18 protein-coding genes are annotated in these 18,911 nt (G+C 63.2%); 11 read left to right on the forward strand and 7 right to left on the reverse strand.

The annotated features are described in order from the left end of the window. Positions 1-32 precede the first annotated feature (32 nt). The gene (locus ACMGF5_RS02395; protein WP_046788014.1) at positions 33-398 is read right to left on the reverse strand and encodes a 5-carboxymethyl-2-hydroxymuconate Delta-isomerase; all 366 of its coding nucleotides are present in this window, start codon (positions 396-398) and stop codon (positions 33-35) included. A 115-nt stretch (positions 399-513) separates the two neighbouring features. Here ACMGF5_RS02395 and ACMGF5_RS02400 point away from each other — a divergent pair, with 115 nt between their 5' ends. After that, positions 514-750 carry a YdcH family protein gene (locus ACMGF5_RS02400; protein WP_012315725.1) on the forward strand — a complete coding sequence of 79 codons (237 nt, stop codon included), beginning with the start codon at positions 514-516 and terminating at the stop codon, positions 748-750. 68 nt (positions 751-818) lie between these two features. Here ACMGF5_RS02400 and ACMGF5_RS02405 read toward each other — a convergent pair whose 3' ends face one another. After that, positions 819-2,003, reverse strand: a complete 1,185-nt coding sequence (locus tag ACMGF5_RS02405) for a trans-sulfuration enzyme family protein (RefSeq protein ID WP_115274086.1) — start codon at positions 2,001-2,003, stop codon at positions 819-821. A 122-nt stretch (positions 2,004-2,125) separates the two neighbouring features. Here ACMGF5_RS02405 and ACMGF5_RS02410 point away from each other — a divergent pair, with 122 nt between their 5' ends. After that, a complete protein-coding gene (locus tag ACMGF5_RS02410) occupies positions 2,126-2,587 on the forward strand; it encodes an Lrp/AsnC family transcriptional regulator (protein ID WP_012315727.1) in 462 nt (153 codons plus the stop codon). A gap of 23 nt (positions 2,588-2,610) precedes the next feature. Here ACMGF5_RS02410 and ACMGF5_RS02415 read toward each other — a convergent pair whose 3' ends face one another. Next, a complete protein-coding gene (locus ACMGF5_RS02415) occupies positions 2,611-4,938 on the reverse strand; it encodes an FdhF/YdeP family oxidoreductase (RefSeq protein WP_196996883.1) in 2,328 nt (775 codons plus the stop codon). Between the two features lie 320 nt (positions 4,939-5,258). On the opposite strand from ACMGF5_RS02415, the gene moaA reads away from it, so the two are divergent. Next, positions 5,259-6,263 (forward strand): GTP 3',8-cyclase MoaA, encoded by a 1,005-nt coding sequence (gene moaA, locus ACMGF5_RS02420; protein ID WP_115274084.1) that lies wholly within the window; start codon positions 5,259-5,261, stop codon positions 6,261-6,263. A 20-nt stretch (positions 6,264-6,283) separates the two neighbouring features. Further along, a complete protein-coding gene (locus ACMGF5_RS02425; protein ID WP_414157548.1) occupies positions 6,284-7,183 on the forward strand; it encodes a bestrophin family protein in 900 nt (299 codons plus the stop codon). A 42-nt stretch (positions 7,184-7,225) separates the two neighbouring features. Here ACMGF5_RS02425 and moaB read toward each other — a convergent pair whose 3' ends face one another. Further along, positions 7,226-7,765: a molybdenum cofactor biosynthesis protein B gene (gene moaB / locus ACMGF5_RS02430; protein ID WP_115274082.1), complete on the reverse strand. Its 540-nt coding sequence runs from the start codon at positions 7,763-7,765 to the stop codon at positions 7,226-7,228. A 139-nt stretch (positions 7,766-7,904) separates the two neighbouring features. On the opposite strand from moaB, the gene ACMGF5_RS02435 reads away from it, so the two are divergent. Further along, positions 7,905-8,792, forward strand: coding sequence for a LysR family transcriptional regulator (locus tag ACMGF5_RS02435; protein ID WP_125925093.1), 888 nt, complete (start codon positions 7,905-7,907; stop codon positions 8,790-8,792). Between the two features lie 26 nt (positions 8,793-8,818). Here ACMGF5_RS02435 and ACMGF5_RS02440 read toward each other — a convergent pair whose 3' ends face one another. Both ACMGF5_RS02440 and ACMGF5_RS02445 read right to left on the reverse strand, forming a co-directional pair. After that, positions 8,819-9,688, reverse strand: a complete 870-nt coding sequence (locus tag ACMGF5_RS02440; RefSeq protein WP_281869089.1) for an RHS repeat-associated core domain-containing protein — start codon at positions 9,686-9,688, stop codon at positions 8,819-8,821. 52 nt (positions 9,689-9,740) lie between these two features. Then, the gene (locus ACMGF5_RS02445; RefSeq protein ID WP_414157549.1) at positions 9,741-10,562 is read right to left on the reverse strand and encodes a helix-turn-helix domain-containing protein; all 822 of its coding nucleotides are present in this window, start codon (positions 10,560-10,562) and stop codon (positions 9,741-9,743) included. Between the two features lie 285 nt (positions 10,563-10,847). Between ACMGF5_RS02445 and ACMGF5_RS02450 the strand changes: the two genes are divergently transcribed. From ACMGF5_RS02450 to ACMGF5_RS02470, 5 genes are all read left to right on the forward strand, one after another. Next, positions 10,848-12,464, forward strand: a complete 1,617-nt coding sequence (locus ACMGF5_RS02450) for an APC family permease (protein WP_414157550.1) — start codon at positions 10,848-10,850, stop codon at positions 12,462-12,464. Positions 12,465-12,530: 66 nt separating this feature from the next. Then, positions 12,531-13,457 (forward strand): 4-hydroxyproline epimerase, encoded by a 927-nt coding sequence (locus ACMGF5_RS02455; protein WP_414157551.1) that lies wholly within the window; start codon positions 12,531-12,533, stop codon positions 13,455-13,457. Positions 13,458-13,512: 55 nt separating this feature from the next. Continuing rightward, positions 13,513-14,460, forward strand: coding sequence for a dihydrodipicolinate synthase family protein (locus ACMGF5_RS02460; RefSeq protein ID WP_174142322.1), 948 nt, complete (start codon positions 13,513-13,515; stop codon positions 14,458-14,460). Between the two features lie 54 nt (positions 14,461-14,514). Then, positions 14,515-16,092 carry an aldehyde dehydrogenase (NADP(+)) gene (locus ACMGF5_RS02465; RefSeq protein WP_174142323.1) on the forward strand — a complete coding sequence of 526 codons (1,578 nt, stop codon included), beginning with the start codon at positions 14,515-14,517 and terminating at the stop codon, positions 16,090-16,092. A gap of 3 nt (positions 16,093-16,095) precedes the next feature. Continuing rightward, on the forward strand, positions 16,096-17,346 hold the full coding sequence (locus ACMGF5_RS02470; RefSeq protein WP_115274076.1) for an NAD(P)/FAD-dependent oxidoreductase: 1,251 nt from the start codon (positions 16,096-16,098) through the stop codon (positions 17,344-17,346). Positions 17,347-17,376: 30 nt separating this feature from the next. On the opposite strand, the gene xenA is transcribed toward ACMGF5_RS02470, so the two are convergent. Then, the gene (gene xenA / locus ACMGF5_RS02475; protein WP_046788002.1) at positions 17,377-18,468 is read right to left on the reverse strand and encodes a xenobiotic reductase XenA; all 1,092 of its coding nucleotides are present in this window, start codon (positions 18,466-18,468) and stop codon (positions 17,377-17,379) included. A gap of 49 nt (positions 18,469-18,517) precedes the next feature. On the opposite strand from xenA, the gene ACMGF5_RS02480 reads away from it, so the two are divergent. Further along, positions 18,518-18,853, forward strand: coding sequence for an ArsR/SmtB family transcription factor (locus ACMGF5_RS02480; RefSeq protein WP_012315737.1), 336 nt, complete (start codon positions 18,518-18,520; stop codon positions 18,851-18,853). Positions 18,854-18,911 lie beyond the last annotated feature (58 nt).

The following is an 18,911-nucleotide window of genomic DNA, read 5'->3' on the forward strand; positions in this document are numbered from 1 at the left end:
TGAAACCTGACGAACATCTGCGCCGACGGCGGTCAGCCTGGCAAGCGAAGCTTGGCGTAAGGCTCGCGGTCGATATCCAGCACTTCCACGCACAATTGCAGGTCTACGCCCGCCTGCTCAGGTATGGCCTCACGCAGTACCTCCAGCAAGCTGGCGGACAATTGCTTCTTTACCTCCGCCGGGCGCCCGCTGAGGATGGCCAGGCGCACATGGGCAAATGCCCGCTCGGCCGGTGCTGTGCCCACCCGGTAATGGGCGAACGCCTGGGCGCGGCTTTTGATGTCCGCCTCATCGGCAAACTGGCCGCTGCCGACCAGGGCGTGATTCAGGCGCAACAGCAGTACCTCGACATTCAGCTCGCGCAAGTTGTCGCTGTATTCCAGGTTCAGGTGAGGCATGGCACAGGTTCCAGGCGTTGGGGGAAGCGACAGCCTACCCCAGTCCCCTACCCGCGCAAAGGCGGCTATCCTCAAAGGTCAGGACCTTACTGACAACCCTGACAGAGGTGAAGAAATGCCAGTTCCGCATGATCTGCTCGCTGACTTGCACGTTACCGCCGATGCATTCCAGGCACTGATAGACAAGGACCAGACGCTGCATGCCCTGCACAAGGAATACAACGCCAAAGACAAGGAGGTGGTGGCCGCCGAAGGCAATGGGACCAACGACGATACCGTCAACCGCCTGCGCAAGGAGCGCCTGCTGATCAAGGACAAGATCGAGCGAATCATTCATCCGCCGAAATCCTGATGGCTCTCTGCTGAATCAATCGGCCTGTCGCCGGCAAGCCCGCTTGCCGGCGACAGGCCCAACACCCGTTACACAGCAGCCGATGCGTTCAAAGCCCCGTCCAGGTCTTCGATCAGGTCCCGGTAATCCTCGATCCCGATCGACAGCCGCAACAGGCTTTCACTGATGCCCATCACCCCCTTCTGCTCGGGGCTCAGTGAGTTGTGCGACATGCTCCAGGAGTGGTTGATCATGCTCTCCACGCCGCCCAGCGAATCGGCCAGAACAAAGATCTGCAATGCCTCCACCAGGCGGTTGAGCGCCGCCCGGTCACCGTTCTTGACCTTCATTGCCACCACCGCCCCGCCAGCGCGCATCTGGCGTTTGCACAGCGCGTGCTGCGGGTGGCTCTCCAGGCCCGGGTAATACACCTGCTCGATCTGCGGATGGCTTTCCAGAAAGCGTGCCACCTGCAGGGCATTGGCACACTGGCGCTCCATGCGCACGTCGAGGGTCTTCAGGCCACGCAGGGCCAGGTAACAGTCGAACGGGCCCTGGATTGCCCCCACGGCCATGCTGATCTTGCGCAGGCGCCCCAGCAAGGCGTCATTGGCAGCCACCACCACGCCGCCGGTCAGGTCGGAGTGGCCGCCAATGTATTTGCTGGCCGAATGCATCACCAGGTCCACACCGAGGGTGATCGGCCGCTGGTTCCACGGCGAGCAGAAGGTGTTGTCGATGCAGGTGAGGATGCCACGCGCCCGTGCCAGGTCGCAGACCGCCTTGATGTCGACCAGGTGCAGCAACGGGTTGGTCGGCGACTCGATCCAGATCAACTGGGTTTCGGGTTTGATCGCCGCCGCTACGGCCGCGACATCGTTGAGGTCGACATAGGTGGTGGTAAGGCCCGACGTGCGTGCGCGGTAGTCTTCAAGAATGCGGAAGGTGCCGCCGTAGACACCGTTCATCACCACCACATGAGCGTCCTTGGGGAGCAGCTCCAGCACCGTGGCGGTGGCGTTTACACCGGAGGCACAGGCCACCGCGCCAACACCCTCTTCAAGCGCCGCGACACAGCTTTCATAGGCATGCCGGGTCGGGTTGCCGACGCGGCTGTAGGCGTACTCGGGGTTGTCATCGAGGCTGCGCTTGATATACGAGCTGGCGGTGTAGATAGGCGGGAAGATCGCGTTGTCGGCGACACTGAACTGCTCACCGGCGTGGATGGTACGGGTGGCGAAATTGCGCGGCTTGTCGGACATGGTCGGGCCCATTGGCAGATGTAAGTGCGCAACTATCGCACAATCACCTGCCGCCACAACGCCGGCGGTTGCGGGAATTTTTTCTATCGTTGGGGTAATCTGGGGAATATTTTCCTGACCGCCAGCGGATCCTCATGGACAGTTTCGACCAGCACATCCTCACCCTGCTCCAGCGCGACGCCTCGCTCTCGCTCAAGGACCTGGCCGAAGCCGTCAACCTGTCCACCACCCCCTGCTGGAAGCGGGTCAAACGCCTGGAAGAGGATGGCTACATCCTCGGCCGCGTCGCCCTGCTCGACCCCGAACGCCTGGGCCTGGGCCTGACGGTATTCGTCCAGCTCAAGACCCAGCGCCACGACAGCGCCTGGCTTGAGCAGTTTGCCGAGACGGTGAAAGGCTTCGAGGAGGTGATGGAGTTCTATCGCATGTCAGGGGACTGGGATTACATGCTGCGGGTGGTGGTGGGGGATATCGCCGCCTACGACCGGTTCTACAAAAAGCTGATTACCAGCACCGATGGGCTCTCCAACATCACGTCCAGCTTTGCCATGGAGCAGATGAAATACACCACGGCTTTCCCGGTACACAGGCCCTGATCGGTGCCTGCCTTAGCGCCCCATCACTGCGCCGCCACCGCTTCGATCCGGTTCCCGGCCTTGGCCTTCTCAAGCCGAATCGCCACGAATTTCGACGTCGGCGTATAGGTGCCCTCGCCGTAACTTTCCAACGGCACCAGCGGGTTGGTTTCCGGGTAGTAGGCCGCTGCCTGCCCATCGGGAATGTCGTAGGGCACCAGGCGGAAGCCCGATACCCGGCGCTCCACACCGTCCTCCCACAGTGACACCAGGTCTACGTGCTCACCCGGCTCGAAGCCCAGGCGGCGGATGTCCGCCTCGCTGACGAACACCACTTCTCGCAGGCCAAACACGCCCCGATAACGATCATCTAGCCCATAAAGCGTGGTGTTGTACTGGTCATGCGAGCGCATCGTCTGCAGGATCAGGTCAGGCTTGTCGCCACGGGCGAGCACCTGGGCATTGACCAGATGCTCTGGCAACGGGCTGGCACTGAAACGCGCCTTGCCGGTCGCCGTGCGCCAGCTGCGCTGGGCGGCACTGTTGCCCAGGTGGAAACCGCCTGGCTGCTGCAGGCGCTGGTTGAAGTTGGCAAAGCCGGGGATGACATCGGCGATCATGCTGCGAATACGGCCATAGTCGGCAACGGCGTATTCCCAATCGATGGGCTTGTTGCCCAGCGTGGCCTTGGCCATGCCGGCAATGATCCAGGGTTCCGACCGCATGTGCGGGGAACGCGGGCGCAGTTGGCCATGGGAGATATGCACCATGCTGAAGGTGTCTTCCACGGTCACGCCCTGCGGCCCGCCGGCTTGCAGGTCGATCTCGGTGCGCCCCAGGCAGGGCAGGATCAGCGCATCGCGGCCAGTGACCAGGTGCGAACGGTTGAGCTTGGTGGAGATCTGCACCGTCAGCGCACAGTTGCGCAGGGCCGCGTGGGTGCGGGGGGTGTCCGGCGTCGCCTGGGCGAAGTTGCCACCCAGCGCGATGAACACCTTGGCACGCTGTTGCTCCATGGCCTGGATCGCCAGCACCGCGTTGTGCCCATGGGCGCGAGGTACGCGGAACTGGAAGCGTTTTTCCAAGGCATCGAGCAACGCCGCCCTGGGTTTCTCGTCGATGCCCATGGTGCGGTCGCCTTGCACGTTGCTGTGGCCACGCACCGGCGACAGGCCCGCCCCGGGCTTGCCGACGTTGCCGCGCAACAGTTGCAGGTTGACAATCTCCTGCACGGTCGGCACCGAGTGACGGTGCTGGGTGATGCCCATCGCCCAGCACATGATCACCCGCTCGGCCTTGCGGTACATGCGCGCGGCCAGCTCGATCTCGGCCAGGGTCAGGCCGGACTGCTCGACGATATGGTCCCACGAGGTGGCATCCACTGCCGCCAGGTAGGCGTCCACACCGCTGGTGTGCGCGGCGATGAAGTCATGGTCCAATACCGCTGGTTCACCCTTGGCCTGGGCTTCGCGCTCCCACTGCAGCAGGTACTTGGCAATGCCGCGCATGGCCGCCATGTCGCCGCCCAGGGCTGGGCGGAAGTAGGCGGTGTTGGTCGGCTCGGAGCCGTTGCTGAGCATTTCGAACGGGTGCTGCGGGTGCTGGAAGCGCTCCAGGCCACGCTCTTTGAGCGGGTTGAAGCACACCACCTGGGCGCCGCGCTTGACCGCTTCACGCAGCGGCTCGAGCATGCGCGGGTGATTGGTGCCGGGGTTCTGGCCGATGACGAAGATCGCGTCGGCCAGCTCCAGGTCGTGAAACACCACGGTGCCCTTGCCTACGCCGAGGGTTTCCGACATGCCCACGCCGCTGGCCTCGTGGCACATGTTCGAGCAGTCAGGGAAGTTGTTGGTGCCATAGGCGCGGACGAACAGCTGATACAGGAATGCCGCCTCGTTGCTGGCCCGGCCGGAGGTGTAGAACTCGGCCTCATCGGGCGAATCGAGCGCATGCAAGTGCCGGGCAATCAGAGCAAAGGCCTCTTCCCAGGAGGTTTCGACGTAATGGTCGGTAGCCGCATCGTAGCGCATCGGGTGGGTCAGACGGCCCTGGTATTCGAGCCAGTAGTCGGTCTGCTCGGCCAGCGCGCTGACGCTGTACCTGGCAAAAAACGCGGGGTCGACCGAACGGCCGGTGGCCTCCCAGTTGACCGCCTTGGCGCCGTTCTCGCAGAACTTGACCATGTCGCTTTCCGGCGACTCGCCCCAGGCGCAGCCGGGGCAGTCGAAACCGCCGTTCTGGTTGGTCTTGAGCATGGCCCGCAGGTTCTTGAAGGCGTTGTCACTGCCCAGCCAGCTCTTGGTCACGCTCTTGAGCGCGCCCCAGCCGGCGGCCGGCCCCTTGTAGTCCCTGATATGGTCGTCCTGGCTCATGCGGTCAATCCTCACGCGGGCATCGAAAAGTGCAGCGGATCGTGTCGTCCGGTGCTTGTTTCCCAGCCTATGGAGGCCGACAGGGGGCCGTCCAATCGAAATGTCTTACGGGGTGATAGGCCGTTTCGATGATGGGCTGGTGTTGGCAGCGTTCCCTTCGCGGGTAATCACGCAAACGCGACAATCCGATCAAGGCCTTGGAGTACTGGCCCTGCAGCCGTGATAGATGAGATTGATCAAGCAGTCGGGCAAAGCAATTTGACGGCGAACACCGCAGGTTATAGCGTGGAACCAGTACTCCTCCCCTGCCGAGCGCGAACGTGGAACAGAACAGCCGGGCCCTGATCGACGGCTTCAACCGGAAAATCGACTACCTGCGGATGTCGGTCACGGACCGCTGCGACTTCCGTTGCGTCTACTGCATGGCTGAAGACATGCAGTTCCTGCCGCGCCAGCAGATCCTCAGCCTTGAGGAATTGTTCCAGGTGGCTGAACGCTTCGTCGCCTTAGGCACTCGCAAGATTCGCCTCACCGGCGGCGAGCCTCTGGTCCGCCAGGGCATCGTCGACCTGTGCGGGCGCATTGCCGCCCTGCCCGGCCTGCGTGAACTGTGCATGACCAGCAACGGCTCGCAGCTCCCCCGCCTGTCTCAGCCGCTGTTCGACGCCGGCCTGTCACGCCTGAACATCAGCCTCGACAGCCTCGATGCAGAACGTTTCAAGCAACTGACCCGCACCGGCGACCTGGCCCAGGTGATCGCCGGCATCGACGCGGCCCGCCGCGCGGGTTTTCAGCGCATCAAACTCAACTGCGTGGTGCTCAAGGGGCGCAACGACCATGAGCTGGTCGACCTGGTGCGCTTTGCCATCGACCGCGAACTGGACATCACCTTCATCGAAGAAATGCCGCTGGGCGTGATCAACGAGCATGAACGCGGCGAGTCGTTCTGCTCCAGCGACGAAGTGCGCGCGCGCCTGGCCGAGCAATTCACCCTGATCGAGTCGACCGAGTCGTCCCAGGGCCCGGCGCGTTACTGGCGCCTGGCAGAAGCGGCGAGCACCCGTGTCGGGTTCATCTCGCCGCACAGCCACAACTTCTGCGCCACCTGCAACCGTGTGCGCCTGACCGTCGAAGGCCGGCTGCTGCTGTGCCTGGGCAATGAACATTCGATGGACCTCAAACAGGTGCTGCGTGCCCACCCGGGTGATGCCGAGCGGCTGGAAAAAGCCATCCGCGATTCGCTGCACCTCAAGCCCTACCGCCATCATTTCGAGGTCGGTGGCGATGTGCAGATCCTGCGCTTCATGAACATGACCGGCGGCTGACCGGCCGTCTCTGGACTTCCATGATCGTTCACTCTCGCCCCGATGTGTTGCGCGTGCTGTTCACCCTCAAGGGTTCGATCGTCAAACGCATTGCCTTGCGCTGCCTGATGGTCACCTTGCTCGCCGCCCTGATCGTGCTGGTCGAACGCCACTTCCCGGCGTTTTTCTACCCCGTCAGCGCTACCCCCTTCACGCTGCTTGGCCTGTCGCTGTCGATCTTCATGAGTTTTCGCAACAATGCCTGTTATGACCGTTGGTGGGAGGGGCGCAAGGCCTGGGGGAAGATGATCATCGAGACCCGCTCGTTCATACGTGAGAGCGTGGTGATCGCCGATGAAAAGCTGCGCGCCGAGGTGCTGCGCAGCCTGTGCGGCTTTGCCCATGCGCTCAATGCCCGGTTGCGCAATGAGGATGATGTGGCCGCCGCCCGGCCGTGGCTGGCCAACCCCGCTGCGATCCGCCCGCACAATGTCTGCGACGGTATCTTGCAGGAAGTTGGCGCCCGCTGCTCACGCCTGGCCGAGCAGCAGCAGATCAGCGACTGGCGCTATAGCCTATTGGAGCAACGCCTGGTCGGGTTGTCAGAGGTACAGGCCACCTGCGAGCGGATCAAGGGCACACCGCTGCCCTTCCCCTATACCCTGCTGCTGCACCGGACCATCTACATCTTCTGCCTGTTGCTGCCGTTCGCGCTGGCCGAGCCGCTGGGCTGGCTGGCACCGCTGTTTACCACCATTGTGGGGTACACCTTCTTTGGGCTGGATGCGATCGGCAATGAACTGGAAGACCCGTTCGGGCGAGACGAGAACGACCTGCCGACCGATGCCATGGTGCGCACGGTCGAGCGGGATGTGCTGGGGGCCTTGGGCGTGGAGCCGCTGCCACCGGCGCTGCAGCCGGTGGAGCATGTGTTGAGCTGACTGGCCCTATCGCCGGCAAGCTGGCGATAGGGCCGGAACTGATCAACCGCGTGTGTCGCAGGGCGCGATGGGCTTAAGGTGCTTCACAAAATTACAAGGCTGGTGCCGCGCATCCAGCTGCTCCACCAGGATGCCTTCCCACGCCGTGCGGCAGGCACCGGTAGAACCTGGCAGGCAGCACACCAGAGTGCCATTGGCCATGCCGGCCAACGCCCGGCTCTGCACGGTCGAGGTACCGACATCAAGAATGGACAACGCCCGGAACAGCTCGCCGAAACCGTCGATACGCCGATCGAACAGGCACTCCACCGCTTCCGGTGTGCTATCCCGCCCGGTGAAACCGGTGCCGCCGGTGATCAGCACCACCTGCACCTGCTCATCGGCAATCCAGGTGGCCACCTGGGCGCGGATCTTGTACAGGTCGTCCTTGAGCAGCGCACGCGAGACCAGGCGATGGCCGATCTGCACCGGGCGGCTGGCGAGCAGCTCACCCGAAGTGTCGTTGTCGTAGGTGCGGGTGTCGCTGACCGTCAGTACGGCGATATTGAGCGGTACGAAGACCGCGTCGGATTGAACGCGCACAGTGAAGCTCCTTGTATGGCATGGTCGTTACGCTAGAGACATGACCAGAGCGCGTCCAATCGATATGCCGTACCGCCCGATCAATGACATCTATCGCTGACTTGGTTAAGGTCAGCACAACCAGACCCCAGGCACTCCCATGGACATCAAGCAGCTCAAGTTCCTCATCGCCCTCGACCAGACCCGCCACTTCGGCCAGGCTGCGGCGCTGTGCCATATCACCCAGCCGACCCTGTCCATGCGCCTGCGCAACCTGGAAGACGAACTGGAACTGGTGCTGGTCAAACGCGGCCAGCGCTTCGAGGGCTTCACCGAAGCCGGCGAGCGCATCCTGGCCTGGGCCCGCACCCTGCTCGCCGCCCATGATGGCCTGCAGGCCGAGGCAGCCAGCTGCCGCGGCCAAGTGGTTGGTAGCTTGCGCCTGGGCACCGTGCCGCTGGCCAGCTTCAACCCCATGCAGCTGCTGCTGCCGCTGCGCGAAAAATACCCCGAGCTGCAGTTTCAGCTCAGCTCGCTGAGCTCGGAGCAAGTCATCGACGGGCTCAGCCGCAACCAACTCGACCTGGGTATCTGCTACATGGACCAGGTCAACACCAGCTTTTTCGAAGTGATCGAACTGGGCACGACCACCATGGGCCTGCTGCACGACACCCGGCACTTCCAGTTTGCCGGCGACCCGCTGCGCTGGGATTCACTCAGCGATATACCGCTGGGCTTGCTAAGCAAAGGCATGCACTACCGCCAATCGTTGGACCTGAGCTTCCGCAGCCGTGGCCTGGAGCAGCATGCGGTGCTGGAAAGCGACTCAACCTTCCAGCTGATCCAGGCCATCAACACCGGCATGTGCTGCGCGATCATGCCGCTGGACTGTGGCTTGGAAGACCTCAGCGAGCACCTGCGCATCGTACCGGTGGCCGACGCCGCCATCCACAGCCCGGTCGGCCTGCTGCTGCGCCGCAGCGAGCCGCGCTCGTCAATAGCCGAACAGTGCTTCGCAGAGGCCCGAATAGTTATGCATAATCCATAGCTAAAACCGATTTGTTTATCATTAAGTTAGCCGAGACTCGCCAATACTCTGATCCTTTCTACCTCAACCCCCATGCCAGTCAGCTTGAACTCCACAGGGAAGAGTGTAGAGAAGTTGGGATGGTAATGCCCTGAATCATTCCAAAGCATAACGTGACCACTCTTTGGGGCTGCAATCATACCTGCTGCAATCACGCCGCCCCCTTTGGAACCGTACGTTGCCAGTATGGCATGATTCATACCATGTCGGTTCAAATCAGCCGATCCATCGACCAGAAGCTCCCCTCGATCTGTTAATACAAATCGCCTTGAGTGATAGCCCGACACATATTTAAGATCGCTTTTACTGTTAATAACAATCGGCTTAAAACCTTGATCTGCAGAGGCTTCTTGAAATTGCTCGAACTCCGTTCCAAACTTGGATAATTTCCGATTACTCAATTTGGGATACTGACTAAAAACACTGACCTTCGTTTTTTGCTGACTCTTGAAATTAAGACGTTCACTAGCTGCTATTCGCGGGATGGCCTTGACTCCATGCTGGAGACGCTTCAGGGGTTTTATCATGGACAGGGCGAAGCGCCCACTCGGGTCTGTATTATTTATAGGATCTCCGGAACAAAAACTATAAGCATTGATGCCTCCTCGTCCGAAAGGGCTTAGCAAGTCTGGGCTGCCAAACCTCATTATCTGCGTATTCAGCAATCGATGACCATTACCGAGCAAGTATCCGCCCGCAACAAGACCACACCATTCACCATTAAACGCCACAAACCCAGTGCTAGGCTGCGCAACTCTGAGATAACCGTACGGACAATAAGATCGCGCGAAACTCACAAACAGCGCGTCTCGTTTGGTATTGTGCACCCGACTGCTAGACACTCTATTATTGACCATCAGTTATCCTCCGCACCGTCGCTTCCAACAATAAAATACTTGAGAATAATACCTACCTTCCTACCCAACGTAGTTTAGCGCCGGCATCTCTTCCCTGTGTTTCATTACACCGAACCAACCGATATTGGCGCGGCGTAAAGCCGGTCAGTTGCTTGAACTGGCGGCTGAAGGCGCTGTGGTCAGTGTAGCCGCAGCACATCGCCACGTCGGTGATGGGCAGCTCCGAATGCAACAGACGACGGGCGTGCTCCAGGCGTGCCTTGTGGATCATCTGCCGGGGCGTGAGGTGGAACACCCGCTTGCAGTAGCGCTCCAGCTGGGCCACGGAAATACCGGCGATGCGGGTGAGCTCGCCCATGCTGATCGGCTGGTGAAAGTGCTTGCGAATGTGCTCATCCACCGCGGCCAGGCGTTGATAGGCGGGGTGGCTGTCGGCGGCTGATTGCAGGTCGACCGAAATGCCGACCAAGCCGAGGATCTCGCCCGCCTGGTTGTACAGCGGGCGCTTGTGCGTCAGGCACCAGCCCGGTTCACGGCTGCCGTACAGGTGCAGCTCGAGCTGGTCTTCCAGCACCAGGCCATCCTTGAGCACACGACGGTCCTGCTCGGTATAACCGGGGCCCAGTTGCGCCGGGAAGACTTCGGCGCTGGTCTTGCCCAACAGTGGTTGCAGGCGCTTGAGGCCGCAGCGCTGAACCAGGGTGTTGTTGGCCAGCACATAGCGGGCATCCGGATCCTTGATGAAGATCGCGGCGTTGGGGATGGCATCGAGGATCGGCAACAGCAGGGATACCCCGGCGAGCAGTGCCTGAAGGCTGGCGGGGCGGTGCTGGTCCAAGTTCTGGTACAGGGCTGCCAGGGTGGCGTCGGCCATCAGTCAATTCTCTAGTGTCTGCACCGGCGCCATCGCCGGCAAAACTCTCAAACCCTTGTACAGCAGGGCCTCCAGCCTATCCAGCCTGGCGACCGGCGCGCCAGTCTTTTCTGCAATTGTGCCGATTTCGTCATCTGCCCTGCAGAAAACCATCAAGAACCGTGGCCCCGTTCGGTCCACTCTAGTTCCCACGCAAGCCGCCCAAGACCTACAAGAGCGCGGCCCCAAAAGCCGCACCTGGTGACATCAGACCTGCCTATCCAAAACCTACAAAAAGGCGACCCCATGTCAGGCAAATTCAAGAAACAGCTGTCATTGCTGGACCTCACCTTCATCGGCCTCGGCGCCATCTTCGGCTCCGGCTGGCTGTTCGCCGCCAGCCACGTCTCGGCCATTGCCGGGCCGGCCGGCATCCTCTCCTGGTTTCTCGGCGGCTTCGCCGTACTGCTACTGGGCATCGTTTACTGCGAGCTCGGCGCCGCGCTGCCACGCGCCGGGGGTGTGGTGCGCTACCCGGTGTACTCGCACGGCCCACTGCTCGGCTACCTGATGGGCTTCATCACCCTGATCGCCTTCTCCAGCCTGATCGCCATCGAAGTGGTCGCATCACGCCAGTACGCCGCGGCCTGGTTCCCTGGCCTGACCAAGGCCGGCTCCAGCGACCCCACCGTGCTCGGCTGGTTAGTGCAGTTTGCGCTGCTGGGGCTGTTCTTCCTGCTCAACTACCGCAGCGTCAAGACCTTCGCCAAGGCCAACAACCTGGTCAGCGTGTTCAAGTTCATCGTGCCGCTGCTGGTGATCGGTGTGCTGTTCACCTTCTTCAAGCCAGAGAACTTCGAGGTCCAGGGCTTCGCCCCCTTCGGCATGTCCGGTGTGGAAATGGCCGTCTCGGCTGGCGGCATCATCTTCGCTTACCTGGGCCTGACACCAATCATCTCGGTGGCAAGCGAAGTCAAGAACCCACAGCGCACCATACCCATCGCGCTGATCCTCTCCGTACTGCTGTCCACCGCGATCTATGCCCTGCTGCAACTGGCCTTCCTTGGCAGCGTGCCGACCGAAATGCTGACCAACGGCTGGGCTTCGGTGACAAAGGAACTGGCCCTGCCCTACCGTGACATCGCCTTGGCCCTGGGCGTAGGCTGGCTGGCCTACCTGGTGGTGGCCGATGCGGTGATCTCGCCCAGCGGCTGCGGCAACATCTACATGAACGCCACCCCGCGGGTGATCTATGGCTGGGCCCAGACCGGCACCTTCTTCAAGTATTTCACCCGCATCGACGAGCAATCGGGCATCCCACGCCCGGCGCTGTGGCTGACCTTCGGCCTGTCAGTGTTCTGGACCCTGCCCTTTCCGTCCTGGGAAGCGCTGATCAACGTGGTGTCTGCAGCCCTGGTGCTGAGCTATGCGGTAGCGCCGGTCACCGTCGCTGCCCTGCGCCGCAATGCGCCAGATATGCCACGCCCGTTCCGGGTCAAGGGCATGGGCGTGCTGGGCCCGCTGTCGTTCATCATCGCCGCGCTGATCGTCTACTGGTCCGGCTGGAACACCGTGTCGTGGCTACTGGCCCTGCAGATCGTGATGTTCGTGCTGTACCTGCTGTGCGGCCGCTTCGTGCCGACCCAGCACCTGTCGCTGGCCCAGCAGGTGCGCTCCAGCGCCTGGCTGATCGGCTTTTACGCGGTGACCATCCTGCTTTCCTGGCTGGGCAGTTTCGGCGGCCTAGGCGTGATCGGCCACCCGTTCGATACCGTGGTCGTCGCGGCCTGCGCGCTGGGCATCTACTACTGGGGTGCTGCCACCGGCGTGCCGGCCCACCTGATGCGCCTGGAAGGCGAAGACGAAAGCGAAACAAGCCACGAGGCCCAGGCCGCCACTCGCCCGGCTGCACTGGCCTCCTGAAGGCTACTGGCCCTGTCGCCGGCACAACCAGCACAAAAGCAGGCTCACTAGAGAATGGACATGCCCATGAAACACGTTCACGTCATCGACTCGCACACCGGCGGCGAACCGACCCGCCTGGTAATGAATGGCTTCCCGCAACTCAATGGCCGCAGCATGGCCGAGCAGCGCGATGAGTTGCGCGAGCTGCACGACCACTGGCGCCGCGCCTGCCTGCTGGAGCCACGCGGCAACGATGTGCTGGTCGGTGCGCTGTACTGCGCCCCGGTGTCGGAAGACGCCACTTGTGGGGTGATCTTTTTCAACAATGCCGGGTACCTGAACATGTGTGGCCACGGCACCATCGGGCTGGTCGCCTCGCTACGGCACCTGGGGCTGATCCAGCCGGGCGTGCACAAAATCGACACGCCGGTCGGCCAGGTCAGCGCCACCCTGCACGAGGACGGCGCGGTCACCGTCGGCAACGTGCCGTCCTATCGCTACCGCCGGCAGGTGTCGGTGGACGTGCCAGGCCATGGCGTGGTGCACGGCGACATCGCCTGGGGCGGCAACTGGTTCTTCCTGGTTTCAGAGCACGGCCAGCGCATCGAGCTGGACAACCGCGAAGCTCTCACCGCGTTCACCTGGGCGATGCTCAAGGCCTTGGAGGCCCAAGGCATCACCGGCGAGCACAGCGCCCCCATCGACCATATCGAGCTGTTTGCCGCCGACCCTGATGCCGACAGCCGCAACTTCGTCATGTGCCCCGGCAAGGCCTATGACCGCTCGCCCTGCGGCACCGGCACCAGCGCCAAGCTGGCCTGCCTGGCCGCCGACGGCAAGCTCGCCGAAGGCCAGACCTGGGTCCAGGCCAGCATTACCGGCAGCCAGTTCCACGGCCGCTACGAGCGCGAAGGTGAGCATATTCGCCCGTTCATCACCGGCCGCGCCTACATGACCGCCGACAGTACCCTGCTGATCGACGAACAAGACCCTTTCGCCTGGGGCATCTGACTGCCCAGGCCATTTTCTTCGCAACCCAGACTGAATACTGCAAGGAGTGATACCCATGAGCGACAATATTTTCACCGGCTGCATGCCTGCCCTGATGACACCCTGCACCGCCGAGCGCAAACCAGACTTCGACGCCCTTGTGCGCAAAGGGCGCGAGCTGATCGAGGCCGGCATGAGCGCCGTGGTCTACTGCGGCTCGATGGGCGACTGGCCGCTGCTGACCGAAGCCGAGCGCCAGGAGGGCGTGGCGCGCCTGGTTGCCGCCGGCATCCCGACCATCGTCGGCACCGGCGCGGTGAACACCCGTGAAGCCGTGGCCCATGCAGCCCATGCCGCCAAGGTCGGCGCCGCCGGCCTGATGGTCATCCCCCGCGTGCTGTCGCGTGGCGCCTCCCTGATCGCCCAAAAGCACCACTTCGCCGCGATCCTGCAAGCGGCGCCGAAGCTGCCTGCAGTCATCTACAACAGCCCCTACTACGGCTTTGCCACCCGTGCCGACCTGTTCTTCGAACTGCGCCGCGACTACCCGAACCTGATCGGTTTCAAGGAGTTCGGTGGTGGTGCCGACCTGCGCTACGCCGCCGAGCACATCACCTCCAAAGACGACGATGTGACCCTGATGGTCGGCGTGGATACCCAGGTAGTCCATGGTTTCGTCAACTGCAACGCCACCGGCGCCATTACCGGCATCGGCAATGCCCTGCCGCGTGAAGTGCTGCAACTGGTGAGCCTGAGCAAGCAAGCGGCCAAGGGTGACGCCAGGGCCCGCCGCCTGGCACGCGAGCTGGAGTCGGCATTGGCGGTGCTGTCGTCGTTCGATGAGGGCTGCGACCTGGTGCTGTATTACAAACACCTGATGGTGCTCAACGGCGACCGCGAATACAGCCTGCACTTCAACGAAACCGATGCGCTCACCGACGCCCAGCGCAACTACGCCGAACAGCAGTACGCGCTGTTCCGCACGTGGTACTCCAGCTGGTCGGCCGAGCAGAACCTGGCCTGAACCCTGGGGCTGCTTGGCAGCCCCGACCCAGAACCCGACTATGAAGGAGGCTCCATGCCCCTGACAGGCAAACTGCTGATCGGCCAACGCCCCGTACCCGGCAGCCGCGAAGCGATCCGCGCCATCGACCCGGCTACCAACCAGCCCCTGGAACCCGCCTATGCCGGCGGTACCGGGGAACACGTGGCCCACGCCTGCGAACTGGCCTGGGCTGCGTTCGACGCCTACCGCGAAACCTCACTGGAGCAACGCGCAATCTTTCTCGAAACCATCGCCCAGCAGATAGAAGCGCTGGGCGATGCCTTGATCGGCCGTGCCGTGGCCGAAAGTGGCCTGCCCAAGGCACGTATCCTGGGCGAACGGGGCCGTACCTGTGGCCAACTGCGCACCTTCGCCCGCGTGGTGCGCAGTGGTGAATGGCTGGATGTGCGCGTCGATGCCGCCCAACCACAGCGCCAGCCCCTGCCGCGCGCCGACCTGCGCCAGCGCCAGGTGGCCTTGGGGCCGGTAGCGGTGTTTGGCGCCAGCAACTTCCCCCTGGCCTTCTCGGTGGCCGGTGGCGACACCGCCTCGGCCCTGGCCGCCGGCTGCCCGGTGGTGGTCAAGGCACACGGCGCGCACCCGGGCACCAGTGAGCTGGTCGGCCAGGCCGTCGCTCGCGCCGTCCAACTGTGTGGCCTGCCAGAGGGCGTCTTCTCGCTGTTGTATGGTGCTGGGCGTGAAGTGGGCATCGCCCTAGTCAGCGACCCGCGGATCAAGGCCGTTGGCTTCACCGGTTCGCGCAGCGGCGGTTTGGCCCTGTGCCACGCGGCTCAGGCGCGCCCGGAACCGATCCCGGTGTATGCCGAGATGAGCTCGATCAACCCGGTGTTCCTGTTCGACGCAGCCTTGCAGGCGCGTGGTGAGGTACTGGCCCAAGGTTTCGTTGCCTCGTTGACCCAGGGCGCCGGGCAGTTCTGCACCAACCCCGGCCTGATAGTCGCCCGCCAAGGCCCGGCACTGCAGCGTTTTATCGCCGCCGCCAGCGAGCAAGTACGCCATGCAGCGGCGCAGACCATGCTGACCCCGGGCATTTTCAATGCCTACGCAGCGGGTGTGGGCGCCATGACCGAAAACAGCAATGCCAAGGTCGCGGCCTGCGGCCAACCCCCGCAAGGCCCGAACCAGTGCCAGGCTCAGCTGTTCGTCACCCAGGCCAGCGCGTTTCTCGCCGACCCGGGCTTGCAGGCCGAGGTGTTTGGCGCCGCTTCGTTGGTGGTGGCCTGCGACAGCGATGAACAAGTGCGCCAGGTGGCCGAGCACCTGGAGGGCCAACTGACCGCGACCCTGCACCTGGACGATGCCGACCTCGACAGCGCCCGCAGCCTGCTGCCGACCCTCGAACGCAAGGCCGGGCGCCTGCTGGTCAATGGCTGGCCGACCGGGGTTGAGGTATGCGATGCGATGGTCCACGGCGGGCCGTTCCCGGCAACGTCCGATGCGCGCAGCACCTCGGTGGGCACTGCTGCGATCCTGCGTTTTCTGCGGCCGGTGTGCTATCAGGACTTCCCCGATGCCTTGCTGCCGCAGGCGCTGAAGCACGCAAACCCGCTGCAGGTGCGGCGCTTGCTCGACGGCAAGCGGGAACACTGAATCATGGCCCACGCCCCCTCCCAGACCGATATCGCTGTGGTCGGCGCCGGCATTGTCGGTGTCGCCTGCGCCCTGCAACTGGCCCGCCAGGGCCGTCGCGTGCTGCTGATCGACCGCCAACCGCCGGGCCACGGCGCCTCCTACGGCAATGCCGGACACCTGGCTACCGAGCAGGTGTTCCCGATTGCCGACCTGTCGATCCTCAAGCGCCTGCCGCGCATGCTGCTGGACCCGATGGGGCCCCTGCGGCTGGACTGGAAGTACCTGCCCAAGGCGTTGCCCTGGTTCACCCGGCTGCTGCTCAACCTGCGCCCGGAGCCGTTCCAGCGCAGCGTGGCCGGCATCCGTGCACTGAACGAAGGCAGCCTGGGCGCCTGGCAGCGTTTGCTCGGCTCCATCGGGCGCAGCGAGCTGTTCAAGGAGGACGGCTCGTTGCTGGTGTTCGAGCGCGCCGAGTCGCGCCCGGCACTGGAGGCGTTGCAGGCACGCATGCAACAGCAGGCGGTGCCGGCTGAATTCTGGTCGGCCGACACGGTGCGCGCCGCTGCGCCAGAGTTGACCTCGTCGATCTTGGGCGGCTTGTTTTTCCCCCGTACCGGGCATTTCATCGACCCTTACCGCGTGGTCATCGAGTTGTTCGAAGCAGCCAAGGCCTGTGGCGTGCGCTTCGTCCAGGCGCAGGTCGATGGCGGACAACTGAATGGCAATGGCGTGCAGCTCAACACCGGCCAAGGTACGTTCCATGCGCGCCAGGTGCTAATCAGTTGCGGCGCGCACTCAGCGCAACTGACCACGGCTCTGACCGGCAAACGAGTCCCTCTGGACACCGAGCGTGGCTATCACCTGATGCTGCCTGGCGAGCAGCAGCGCTTGCCATTCGCCGTCACATCGCTGGAGCGCAAGTTCATCATGACGCCAATGGCCGAGGGCTTGCGCCTGGCTGGCACGGTGGAGTTCGCCGGTCTCGATGCACCGCCAAGCATGCAGCGGGCGTGGCAGTTGCACCGGTTGAGCAAGGGTTTGTTCCAGCGTGAACTGAATGCCGAAGGGGCGACGCCGTGGATGGGCTTGCGGCCTTCGCTGCCGGACTCGCTGCCGGTGATCGACCGGGTGTGTGATGGGCGCGTGCTGCTAGCGTTTGGGCATCAGCACCTGGGGTTGACCCAGGCGGCGGTGACAGCGGAATGGGTGGCGGGGTTGGCTGAACGGGAGCTTCGTGCCGAGTTGAAGGGTTACCGGTTGGATCGGTTTTGAGCCGGGGCCGCTGTGCGGCCCCTCCAGGAATCAGCGATAACGCTCAAGCCAGTGCGCGTAAGGCGCAGGCAAAGTCCACGAGGCTTTATCGACGCCCAGTTCCTTGGCCGCAAAATACGCCCAGTGCGGGTCGGCCAGGTGCGCACGCCCCACCGACACCAGGTCGAGCTGATTGGCCTTCAACGCCCCTTCCGCCAACTGCGGGGTACCGAAGCCCCACGCTGAAGTCACTGGCAAACCTGCCTCACGACGCACACGCTCAGCGATCGGCCCCATGAAGGCAGGGCCCCATGGAATGTTGGTGTCCGGGATGGTGAAGCCGACGCTGACACTGAGCAGGTCCAGGCCACCCGCCTTGAACAGGCGGGCCAACTCGATGGACTCTTCCAGCGTCTGCTCATCACGGCCATCGTATTCCAGCACGCCAAAGCGGGCGGTCAGCGGCAGGTTTTCCGGCCACACCTCGCGCACGGCTGCCAGGGTTTCCAGCAGGAAGCGGCTGCGGTTCTCGAAGCTGCCACCGTAGGCATCGGTGCGCTGGTTGGAGTGCTCGGAGAAGAAGCTCTGCCCCAGGTAGCCGTGAGCGAAGTGCAGTTCGATCCATTCAAAGCCCGCATCACGCGCTCGACGTGCGGCATCGACGAAGTCCTGCTTGACCCGGGCAATGTCGTCCAGGGTCATTTCACGCGGCACTTTCGGCAAGTGGGCGCCGAAGGCGATGGCCGACGGGGCGATGGTGTCCCAGCCTCGCGCGTCATCCGCGGCGATATGGTCGTCACCTTCCCACGGGCGGTTGGCACTGGCCTTGCGCCCCGCGTGGGCGATCTGGATGCCCGGCACCGAGCCTGCAGCCTTGATCGCCTGCACCACCGGCACAAAGGCCTGGGCATGGGCGTCGCTCCAGATACCGGCGCAACCGGGGGTGATACGCCCTTGCGGCGCCACCGCAGTGGCTTCGACCACCAGCAGGCCGGCGCCACCACGGGCCAGGCCGGCGTAATGCACCTGGTGCCAATCGTTGATCATGCCGTCCTCGGCCATGTACTGGCACATCGGCGGAATGGCGATGCGGTTGCGCAAGGTGACGTCTTTGAGGGTATAGGGTTCGAACAGTGCGGACATGGAGAACTCCGGGTTCATCTGAATACGATAGTTCGATCATAATCGAACTATGGCAATTAATGAAACCCCCGTTATCATGACGCCCATGCGAGCCTACAAACATCCCACCCCTGAAGACCTGATCCTCGAGCGCCTGCTGTATGCGCTGAGCGACCCTGTACGCATGGAAATCGTGCGCCACCTGGCAGGCGTGGCGGAAGCCAGCTGCGGCGAGCTGGACGGCGGCCGGCCGAAGTCCAGCATGTCCCATCATTTTCGCGTGTTGCGCGATGCGGGGCTGGTGCAAACGCGCAATGTGGGCACTACCCATATGAACTCACTGCGCAGCGAAATGCTCGATGCACGCTTCCCCGGTTTGCTGGAGTGCATTTTGCGTCAGCGGTGAGCCAGAGTTGGCTGTGGGTGCCGGGACAAGCAAAAAAAAACCACGAGGTCACCCCCGT

It is taken from the genome of Pseudomonas sp. BNK-15 (assembly GCF_047456105.1).
In the GTDB taxonomy this organism is placed as follows: domain Bacteria; phylum Pseudomonadota; class Gammaproteobacteria; order Pseudomonadales; family Pseudomonadaceae; genus Aquipseudomonas; species Aquipseudomonas putida_E.